At 68.1% G+C, this 10206-nt stretch carries 7 protein-coding genes; 4 read left to right on the forward strand and 3 right to left on the reverse strand.

From position 1 onward, the window contains the following. Window positions 1-3041: TonB-dependent receptor domain-containing protein (locus Q8Q88_RS18565; protein ID WP_305676670.1), on the reverse strand; the 3041-nt coding region annotated here is incomplete at its 3' end. A gap of 246 nt (window positions 3042-3287) precedes the next feature. Next, complete coding sequence (locus tag Q8Q88_RS18570) at window positions 3288-3632, reverse strand: helix-turn-helix transcriptional regulator (RefSeq protein WP_305676671.1); 345 nt, start codon at window positions 3630-3632, stop codon at window positions 3288-3290. Between the two features lie 161 nt (window positions 3633-3793). Here Q8Q88_RS18570 and Q8Q88_RS18575 point away from each other — a divergent pair, with 161 nt between their 5' ends. Together Q8Q88_RS18575 and Q8Q88_RS18580 are read left to right on the forward strand one after the other, a co-directional pair. After that, window positions 3794-5941: a winged helix-turn-helix domain-containing protein gene (locus tag Q8Q88_RS18575; protein ID WP_305676672.1), complete on the forward strand. Its 2148-nt coding sequence runs from the start codon at window positions 3794-3796 to the stop codon at window positions 5939-5941. Further along, window positions 5938-6456 carry a GNAT family N-acetyltransferase gene (locus tag Q8Q88_RS18580; RefSeq protein WP_305676673.1) on the forward strand — a complete coding sequence of 173 codons (519 nt, stop codon included), beginning with the start codon at window positions 5938-5940 and terminating at the stop codon, window positions 6454-6456. The genes Q8Q88_RS18575 and Q8Q88_RS18580 overlap by 4 nt, the downstream gene beginning before the upstream one ends. Here Q8Q88_RS18580 and Q8Q88_RS18585 read toward each other — a convergent pair. Further along, the gene (locus tag Q8Q88_RS18585; RefSeq protein WP_305676674.1) at window positions 6453-7304 is read right to left on the reverse strand and encodes a LysR family transcriptional regulator; all 852 of its coding nucleotides are present in this window, start codon (window positions 7302-7304) and stop codon (window positions 6453-6455) included. The two genes, Q8Q88_RS18580 and Q8Q88_RS18585, sit on opposite strands and share 4 nt — an antisense overlap. 197 nt (window positions 7305-7501) lie before the next feature. Here Q8Q88_RS18585 and Q8Q88_RS18590 point away from each other — a divergent pair, with 197 nt between their 5' ends. Both Q8Q88_RS18590 and Q8Q88_RS18595 read left to right on the forward strand, forming a co-directional pair. Beyond that, window positions 7502-8659, forward strand: a complete 1158-nt coding sequence (locus tag Q8Q88_RS18590; RefSeq protein WP_305676675.1) for an isovaleryl-CoA dehydrogenase — start codon at window positions 7502-7504, stop codon at window positions 8657-8659. Continuing rightward, window positions 8656-10206, forward strand: a 1551-nt coding sequence (locus Q8Q88_RS18595; protein ID WP_305676676.1) for a carboxyl transferase domain-containing protein, incomplete at its 3' end; no start/stop codon positions are given. The genes Q8Q88_RS18590 and Q8Q88_RS18595, both read left to right, overlap by 4 nt.

A 10206-nucleotide genomic window follows, 5' to 3' on the forward strand; every position in this document is an offset into this window, starting at 1 on the left:
CGCGGCTGCTGGTCGGCCACGTTGTTCACGCCAAGCTTGATCTCGACATTGTCCGTGACGCCCCAGGTGGCGTCCAGGTCGATGTAGTAGGTCGCCGGGACGTTGGAAGGCACGCCGGCCGTGCCGAGGAAGGTCTCGCCCTCGTACTGCCGGAACTGGCGGTTCTCCATGGCGTCGATGTAGCGGACCCGGGCGCCGAGGCTGAAGGCGTCGGTCGTGTAGCCTGACACGCCGATCTCGCCGAGCTTCCAGCGGACGTTGAGCATCCCCTTCCAGTCGGGGAAGCTCGTGCCGAGGCCGGCGCCGAAGTAGGAGATGGTGCCGGTGAAGTCCACGGCGGGCAGGTCGGACCGATCGGACTGCTTGTATTCCAGCACATGGGTCAGCAGCAGGTTGGCCTGGAACGACCCCATCCAGTCGGGGGCGCCGAACCATTCCCAGTCGAAGCCGTAGTCGATCTGGAAGTCGAGGCCGGAGGTCTTGATGATCCCACCGTTCTCGAACGGCCAGGACCCGTCCGCTGAGAGCGGGTTGTTGACGTTGGCGCCGGTCAGGTTGCCGCCGGTCCGCGCGATGCCGGCGCAGTAGAGATAGCTGTTGGAATAGCCCGGGTTGGTGCCGAAATAGTTGAAGCAGGCCGCGAGCGCCGTGTTGGTGTCGAACAGGATAATCGGGTCGGCGATCTTGATGTTGTAGTAGTCGATGGAGCCCCGCAGGCGGCTTGCCCACTGGTTTTCCCAGGGGGACGAAAGCGCGATACCGACCGTGAGGGTGTCGGCGCTTTCAGGCTTGAGGTCCATACTGCCCGACACGTTGATGTTGGCCTGCGAGCCTGGCGCGGTGGGAGCGCCGGCGGCGCCAACACCCTGGGCCGCGCAGAGCGCGCGCAGGGTGCCGGGACCCGTTCCCGAATTCTTCCAGGCGTTGGTGAACGGCGAGCAGGGGTCGATGATCTGCGGCGCGGCGTTGGTGCCGACGAACAGTTCGGCGAAGCTCGGCTCCCGAACCGCGCGCTGATACGAAGCGCGGATGCGGGCCCAGTCGTTGGCCTTCCAGTTCAGTTCGGCCTTGTAGGTCCACGAGCCGCGCGTGTCGGTCTTGTCGCCGGTGAGCAGGTTCTCGAACTGCGCCTTCGAGTAGCGGACGCCCAGGCCGAGTTCGAGGCTTTCCATATAGGGCAGGTCCTTGACGAGCGGGACCAGCGCCTCGGCGAAGATGTCGTTGAACGTCGTGGCGCCGGCTTCCGGATCGCCGACGTTGAAGCCCGAGAACGGACCCGGGTTCGACAGGAACCGCAGGCTGTACTCCAGCTCCCGGTGCTCGACGCCCAGGACGATGGGAACGGCGCCGGCCGGCGCCTCGAACAGATCGCCACTGATGAAGAACTGGCCGATGGTTTGCTCATAGAGCTCGCTACGGGTGACCGGCGATTCCAGATAGGTGCGGCAGGAGCCTTGCAGCCCCCGGTCGCCGAAGAAGTTCTGCGTGGCGCAGGCGCCGTCAGAGCCGGCCGGGTTCTGGCCAGGATGAGCCAGGATGTCGGTCAGCCGTTGGGTGTCGATGTTGCCGAACTGGGTCCGGACAATCTCCGTCCGGCCCTGGCTGACATAGCCCTCGCCCCTCCAGTTTTCGCCGATCGGGAACTTCACGCCGCCCATGTACTGGACGACGGTGTTCTGGAACTGCGAGGTCCGCGCGCCGAAGCCGAGCGGCCGGAAGCCGAACAGGAAGGGCTCGTTGGCGCCCGAGCCGACGAGCTTCGGGTCGTCGCCGGTCCGGGCGGCCAGCAAGACCTTCAGATCGTTCGGGATGAACGGGTTGGTGACCGGCACGACTAGGCTGTTGCCGACGTTCTGACCGGGCATAACCAGGGCCGAGGCGACCTGCTGGTTGGTGGCCGTGCCGATCGCCGCGGTGTTGACTGTGGGAATCGGCGTGGGCGCCAGGGCTGTGTTGGCGGTGTACTCGGTCCAGCCGGCCTGGGCGAAGACCTCCACGCCGCTGTCGAACTCGTAATTGATCTTCGTCATGAACGAGTAACGATCCATGGGAAGCGTCAGCAGGTTCGGGGCGTCGAAGTTGTAGCTGTAGAAGTCGGGGTAGAACCGGGTGTTGACGTTGACGTCGATCGGATACTTGAAGTTCTGGACCTGCAGGGTCGGATTGTTGGCCACCCCGGCGTAGTACAGGCTGCCGTCAAGGTTGAAGCCCAGCGAGCCCGAAGCGTTGCCCACCGCGCCCGTCACGCCGTAGCTCTGGAACAGGGTCTGGACCGCCGAGAGCGGAATGGGGTTGCCGGAATTGAAGCGGATAGCGCCGGCCGGCGGCGTGCCCGTCGTCGACGTCGCGAGAGCGGCGAACGGACGCTGGCCCTTGGTCACGCCTTCGCGGACCGAGCGGTCGAAGCCGAAGATCGCATTGCCCTTGCCGTCGGAGAAGTTGCCGCCGAGCACGGCCGAGAACTGGTACTCCTTGGCGTCGTGGTACTCGGTGGAATCCGAGTAGCTGGCGCGCACGTCCAGGCCTTCGAAGTTGTCCTTGAGCTTCAAGTTGACCACGCCCGACACGGCGTCGGCGCCATAGGTCGCGCCCGCGCCGCCGGAGATCACCTCGATGCTGCCGATCATCGCCTGCGGGATGGTGTTCACATCCACCGTCAGGGTGTTGGCCGAGAACATCGGACGGCGGCCGTCCACCAGGACCAGGTTGCGGATGGATCCCAGGCCGCGAAGGTCGATGTTCGCCTGGCCGGCGTTGCCGGGGTTGTTCGAGGTCATCGTGCCCGCCGGGCTCACCTGCGGCAGGGTGTTCAGATAGGTGTCGAGGGTGATGTCGGCGTTGGCGACGGCGGCGTCGCCGGTCACCGTCGTGATCGGACTGGCCGCCACGAAGTCCTGGCGGACGATGCGCGAGCCGGTGACCACGACTTCCTGAACCTCTCCGGCATCTTGAGCGAAGGCGGCTCCGGCCCCGAACAGGCCGATGGCGCCGGTCAGGATCGTCGACGCGAGCAGACGCCCGCGGTTGTTGCGATTGTTCATGGATATCCCCCAGGACATGACAGTGTTGATCGCCGTTGTGGCGGTCTCTCCAACCTGTCGGTTTTGGACTTTGTTTTTACGAGTTACTGTATAGGTTCCGATTTAGATGCAAATTCCCAAGCGCTCCTCCGACCGGAGAAGTGATTTCAACTCGACTTGTCGCGAAATTGCCTCAGTTGTTACGCTTCCTACATTGTGTATTGTTTCCTATGTAACCAACGCGACCTTGGGTGCGGGCTTTGGGATCTAGGCGGCGTCAAGCCACCGGTCCCCGTCGACGCCTTCGACCGCACGGGCCGCCTCGCAGGAGATCTGGCCGAAATAGGTCCGCAGCCGCTCCAGCGGCTCGGGACGCACCGAGTAGATGTTGAGCGAGCCCGTGCGCCGGCAGGTGACCAGGCCCGCATCGAGAAGGACTCTCAGATGGCGCGAGATCGCAGCGCGAACGACGGGGAACCGGCTGGCCAGCTTGCCGACGCAGAGCGGCCGGGCGCTGAGGTGCACGATGATCTTATGCCGGATAGGATCGGAGATCGCGGTGAGCAGCGACTGTTCGATATCGTCCGGGGAACGGGGAATGCGGCGGTTCACTGGAACCACCTCGGAACCGCGAATTGCGGAGCGCGATCGATGAGTGACATCAACGCCTCGAAGCCAAGCCGCGGACCATGCGCCGCGCAGATCGAGGCTCTGCGTCATGGGCCCGGAAGACTTGGGCGCAGTTCGGATTTTTACCCGATGGGAGCCCGATGATGGCCGACGACGGCAGCCAACTGACAGGCGAAGCCAAGAGCTTCGCGCCGCATCGCCGCCTGGACCTGGCCAACGAGCACGACTTCCAACTCGGGGCCTTCCGGGTGCGCCCGGCCTATCGCGAAGTGCGCCGGGGCGACGTGATCGACATCCTGGAACCGCGCGTGATGCAGGTGCTGGCGGCGCTCGCCCGCCGCATGGGCGCTGTGGTGTCCCGCGACGAATTGCTGCGTGATTGCTGGGGCGACGTGTCGGTCACCGACGACTCCCTGCACCGCTGCATCGGACGCCTGCGCAAGCTATCCGAGAGCGACGACCGCCGCTCGTTCGTCATCGAGACGGTGCCCCGCGTCGGCTACCGCCTGGTCGCCGCCGACCTGGTCGACCGCCGTGAGGCGGAGACGCCTCAGTCGCCCGAGCCGACGCCCGAGGTCCAGGCCCGGCGCCTGGGCCACCTGCCCGCGCTGGCGCTCGGCGGCCTGGTCCTGGCCCTCGTCGCGGCCGGTGGCTGGTGGCTGGTGAACCGTGGCGAGACCTGGACGGTCAAGGGCTTCGAAAGCGCCGCCGACACCCTGCTTTACGAGGCCCAGCCCGCCCTCTCCGCCTCGGGCGGCCAACTCGCCTACGCCGCGGGGCCTGATGGGAAAGACCAGGATATCTTCGTGCGCAACATCCGCGACGGCTCAACGGCCCTGCTGGTCGGCGGCCCGTCCGATGACGCCTCGCCGGCCTGGTCGCCGACGGGGGACCGGGTGGCCTTCGCGCGCGTCGCGCCCGACAGGCCCTGCCAGATCATGATCAAGACGCTCCCCGCCGGTCCCGAGCGGCGGCTGGCGACCTGCCGCAGTTCGGAGACGACGCGGATCGCCTGGTCGCCCGACGGGGCGCGGCTCTATTTCGCCGACCGTCCAGAGCTTGGCGCGGCGCGTCAGATCCGTTCGGTCGCCGCCGAGGGCGGAGCGACAACCATCGTCACTGCGCCGCCGGCCTGGATGCGCGGCGACCTGGAGCCGATGATCTCGCCCGATGGCCGCAGCCTGGCCTTCGTGCGCTGGGCGGCGATCGGGGTGTCGGACATCTACGTCCAGGACCTCTCGGGCGGCGAACCGAGGCGGATCACCAACGACGGGACGGAGGTGGCGGGCCTGGCCTGGTCGACCACCGGCAAGTCCTTGTTCTTCTCCTCCAACCGCAGCGGCGATTTCGGCATCTGGAGCGTGCCGGCTTCCGGCCGCGACCAACCGGTCAGGCTGGGCCCGGGCCTACGCGAAGTTCGCCGCCTTTCTTCCGGCGCCGATGGCGCCTTGGCGATGGAGCTGGCGGATGTCCGCGCCAATCTGGTGGAAATCCAAGCAGGCCGGCTCGGCGGCACGGTGATCACCAACGAGGCGGGCGTGCAGTGGGCCGGCGACATTTCCCCGACCGGCGTGCTGGCCTACATCGCCGACACCCGTGCGGGACGTTCGGTCTGGACCCGCGCGCCGGGCCAGCCGGCCCAGAAACAGACCTTCTTCCAGGCCACCCACATGGACGACCTGCGCTGGTCGCCCGACGGCCAGCGCCTGGCCTTCGTCGCCGCGAGTCACGGCCGCTACGGTGTCTATGAGATCGCCGCCGCCGGCGGCCCACCGCGCATCCTGCTGAGCGGCGACTACGAGATGACCTCACTGAGCTGGGAGGCGAACAGCCAGACCTTGGTGCTGGCCGCCAACCGCGGCGGCGCCCGTCGCCTATGGCGCCTCGATATCCGGAAGCCGGGCCAGATCACGCCCATCACCGGGCCTGGCTGGGCCGCCGTGCGGGTGTCGTCGGCAGGCCTGCTCGGCATGAAGGCGAACACCTCCGGGATCTGGAGCCTGAGCGCCGACGGGTCCCGCGCCCGACGCCTGACGGGGGGCCCGGACACGCCCACCAACGCCTGGATCGTCCAAGGCGAGCGGCAGTTCTGGATCGATTGGTCCGGGCGCCAACCCGAGATCATGGGCGCCGGGGTCGAGGGAGGGACAGTCAGCCTCGTCGCCGAAGCGCCGGCGGCCGCCACCTATTCCGGACTTGCGATCGATCCAAACAGCGGGGCGATGGTCTATACCCGCAAGATTCAAATGGACATCGACATCGGGCTCATGCGCCTGGAGCGGACGGGGTGAGCCCCAGCCTTCGACCGCTGACGGCGGCCGACCTGCTCGCCGCCGAGGCGATCCAGGAGGCCGCCTATCTGCCGCTCTACCGCGAGCCCGCGGAGATCCTGGGCAGCCGGCTAGCGGTCGCGCCCACCTGCTGCTGGGGGGCGTTCGACGAAGACGACGGGCTGACGGCCTACATCCTTAGCCACCCTTGGCCGGCCGCGGCCCCGCCCGCCATAGGCACGGCCTTGGGCGCGCCGCCGCCCGGCGACAACTGGTTCATCCACGACCTGGCCATCGGCGAGGCCGCCCGCGGCCTGGGCCTCGGCCGCGCGCTGGTGCGAAAGGCCGCCGACGCCGCGCTGGCGCTGGGCCTCGTCCGCGGCGACCTGATCGCCGTGCAGGGCGCCGGCGGCTTCTGGGCCAGGATGGGCTATGCCGACCCGCCCGATCTGCCGGCGGCCCTGGCCGCCAAGGTCGCCGGCTACGGTCCCGACGCCCGTTACATGACCGCGCGGCTCGCCGACCTGACCGCCTAGTCGGCGAACACCTCCCGGGCGGCCTGGACGAAGCCGCTGGTGCGATAGCGCGCGGTCGGGTCGGCATAGGCCAGGCCCAGGACGCGGCGCGGCGTGAAACCCTCCAGGCGCACGCGGGCGACGCCGGGATCGCGGTGGCCGTCGGGCATGACGGTGATCCCCAGCCCGGCCCGCACCAGGCCCAGCACCCGATCATCGCTGACACCCCGATAGCTGAAGAAGGGGCGCACATTGCGCTCGATGAAATAGCGGCTGGTCTCGGCCAGGACCTCGCAGTGGCGACGGACCATCATCACCTCGTCGGCCAGTTCCTCGCCGCGCAAGCTGCCGGCCTGGGCCAGGCGATGGCCGGCCGGCAAGGCCAGGCTGTAGCCCTCCTCGCATAGCCGTTCGGCGCCGAACCGGTCGGAGGCCGGCCGCAGGATGGTCAAGGCCACGTCCACCCGGCCGCGGTCCAGCAGGCTCAGCACCTCGCGTTCCGAGCCCTCCAGCAATTCGATCTGCTCGTCGCCGGCGCGCCGGGCCAGGGTCTGTTCCAGAAGCGCCGTCGGGATGGTCGACAGCACGGCGACCCGTAATTGTTCCGGCCGCGCCGCGCCGGAGACTGCGGCCTGGGCCAGGTTGAACTCATGCTCGATGCGCCGCGCGTGGACGAGGAAGCGGCTGCCGGCCTCGGTCAGGTGGACCCGGCGGTTGGTGCGATCGAACAGCCGCGCCTGCAGCTGGGCCTCCAGCTTGGCGATCCCTGCCGAAAGGGTCGGCTGCGCCACGTTCTCCCGCGCCGCCGCCCGGCTGAAATTCCCGGTCTCGACAATGGCCAGGAAGTAGCGGAGCAGGTAGCGGTCCATGATAGGTGAAACCTATCATATTGATCATGTACGTTCAATTTTGTGGATTGTTCACGAGCCGCTAGTTTTGCGAGGTTGCGCCCGAGCGAAATCCCTGGATTTCGCTCAAGTTTACAGAGTTGGGCCATTTCCTTCGCCGAACCGGCCTCCACTTCGGCGGGAAATGGCCGCACCGCCCTCCAGAAGGCAGATCGAACATGTCCGGCCCCAGCTTCCAGTTCGGCCTCGGCGAGACCACCGAGGCGATCCGCGAGACCACCGCCCGCTTCGCCGCCGACCGCATCGCCCCCATGGCCGCGCAGATCGACGCGACCAACACCTTCCCCCGGGAGTTGTGGCCGCAGATGGGCGAACTCGGCCTGCACGGCATCACCGTCGAGGAAGAGTTCGGCGGCCTGGGCCTGGGCTATCTCGAGCATGTCGTGGCCATGGAGGAGGTGTCGCGCGCCTCGGCCTCGGTGGGCCTCTCCTACGGCGCCCACTCCAATCTCTGCGTGAACCAGATCCGCCGCTGGGCGACCCCCGAACAGAAGCGCCGCTACCTGCCCAAGCTGATCAGCGGCGAGCATGTGGGCGCGCTGGCCATGAGCGAGGTCGGCTCCGGCTCCGACGTGATCTCCATGAAGCTGCGCGCCGAGCATCGCGGCGACCGCTACGTGCTCAACGGGACCAAGTTCTGGATCACCAACGCCCCGCACGCCGACACCCTGGTGGTCTACGCCAAGACCTCTCCAGAAGAGGGCAGCCGCGGCGTCACCGCCTTCCTGATCGAGAAGGGCACGAAGGGCTTCAGCGTCTCGCCCAAGCTGGACAAGATGGGCATGCGCGGGTCGGACACCGCCGAGCTGGTGTTCGAGGACTGCGAGGTTCCCGAGGAGGCCGTCATGGGCCCGCTGAACGGCGGCGCCGGCGTGCTGATGAGCGGCCTCGACTATGAGCGGGCCGTGTTGGCGGCTGGGCCGCTGGGCATCATGCAGGCCTGCCTCGACGTGGTCCTGCCCTATGTCCGCGAGCGCAGGCAGTTCGGCAAGCCGATCGGCTCGTTCCAGCTCATGCAGGGCAAGATCGCCGACATGTACGTCGCGCTGAACTCCGCCCGGACCTATGTCTACGCCGTGGCCAAGGCCTGCGACGCGGGGCTCACCACGCGGTTCGACGCGGCCGGCGCCATCCTGCTGGCCTCAGAGAACGCGGTGAAGGTCAGCCTCGAGGCCGTCCAGGCCCTGGGCGGCGCGGGCTACACCAAGGAGTTCCCCGTCGAACGCCTGGTCCGCGACGCCAAGCTCTACGACATCGGCGCGGGGACCAATGAGATCCGCCGCTTCCTCATCGGCCGGGAACTCTTGGGCGCATGACCAAACTCGCCACCGCCATCGACAGCGCCGGAGCGGCGTTCCAGGCCAACGAGGCCCACAACCGGGCCCTGGTCGACCAACTCCGCGAGCGGGCGGCCCATGCCGCCCTGGGCGGGCCGGAAGCCTCGCGCCACCGTCACGCCTCGCGCGGCAAGCTGCTGCCCCGCGAACGGGTCGAGCGCCTGCTGGACCCCGGCTCGCCGTTCCTGGAGGTCGCGCCCTTGGCGGCGCACGGCCTCTATCACAACGAGGCGCCCGGCGCGGGCGTCATCACGGGCATCGGACGTGTCTCCGGCCGGGAGGTGATGATCGTCGCCAACGACGCCACGGTGAAGGGCGGCGCCTACTTCCCCATCACCGTGAAGAAGCACCTGCGGGCCCAGGAAGTGGCCATGCAGAACCACCTGCCCTGCGTCTATCTGGTCGACAGCGGCGGGGCGAACCTGCCGCATCAGGCCGAAGTCTTCCCGGACCGCGACCACTTCGGCCGCATCTTCTACAACCAGGCGCGGATGAGCGCGGCGGGCATCGCCCAGATCGCCTGCGTCATGGGCTCGTGCACCGCCGGCGGCGCCTATGTCCCGGCCATGTCGGACGAGACCGTGATCGTGCGCGGCCAGGGCACCATCTTCCTGGGCGGCCCGCCGCTGGTGAAGGCCGCCACCGGCGAGGTGATCACCGCCGAGGAGCTGGGCGGCGCCGACACCCATGGCCGCCGCTCCGGCGTGGTCGACCATGTGGCCGAGGACGACGAGCACGCGCTCACCATCGTCCGCTCCATTGTCGCCAACCTGAACTCGAAGAAGGTCGTGGACCTCGACCTCGCCGAACCGCGCGAGCCGGCCTACGACCCCGAGGAGCTCTACGGCATCGTCCCCACCGACGTACGCGCGCCCTACGACGTGCGCGAGGTGATCGCCCGCATCGTCGACGGCTCCGACTTCGACGAGTTCAAGGCGCTCTACGGCACGACCCTGGTGACCGGTTTCGCCCGCATCTGGGGCCAGCCCGTGGCGATCCTGGCCAACAACGGCGTGCTGTTCTCGGAAAGCGCGCTCAAGGGCGCTCACTTCATCGAACTGGCCTGCAAACGGAAGATCCCGCTGGTGTTCCTGCAGAACATCTCGGGCTTCATGGTCGGCGGCAAGTACGAGGCCGGCGGCATCGCCAAGGACGGCGCCAAGCTGGTCACCGCCGTCGCCTCCGCCGAGGTGCCCAAGTTCACCGTCCTGATCGGCGGCTCCTTCGGGGCCGGCAACTACGGCATGTGCGGCCGCGCCTATTCCCCCCGCTTCCTGTGGACCTGGCCCAACAGCCGCATCTCGGTCATGGGCGGCGAGCAGGCCGCCAGCGTGCTGGCCACCGTCCACCGCGACGCCGGCAAGTGGACGCCCGCCGAGGAGGAAGCGTTCAAGGCCCCGGTCCGCGACAAGTACGAGACCGAAGGCGACCCCTACTTCGCCACCGGCCGCCTGTGGGACGACGGGATCATCGATCCCGCCCAGACCCGCGACGTGCTCGGCCTCTCCATCTCCGCCGCCCTCAAC

This window comes from Phenylobacterium sp., from assembly GCF_030697925.1.
Taxonomy (GTDB): domain Bacteria; phylum Pseudomonadota; class Alphaproteobacteria; order Caulobacterales; family Caulobacteraceae; genus Phenylobacterium.

Bases quoted from the DNA above. Each gene is read 5' to 3' on its own strand.
- Q8Q88_RS18590 (WP_305676675.1), top strand. From the start codon at position 7,502: ATGTCCGGCCCCAGCTTCCAGTTCGGCCTCGGCGAGACCACCGAGGCG.
- Q8Q88_RS18585 (WP_305676674.1), bottom strand. From the start codon at position 7,304: ATGGACCGCTACCTGCTCCGCTACTTCCTGGCCATTGTCGAGACCGGG.
- Q8Q88_RS18575 (WP_305676672.1), top strand. From the start codon at position 3,794: ATGGCCGACGACGGCAGCCAACTGACAGGCGAAGCCAAGAGCTTCGCG.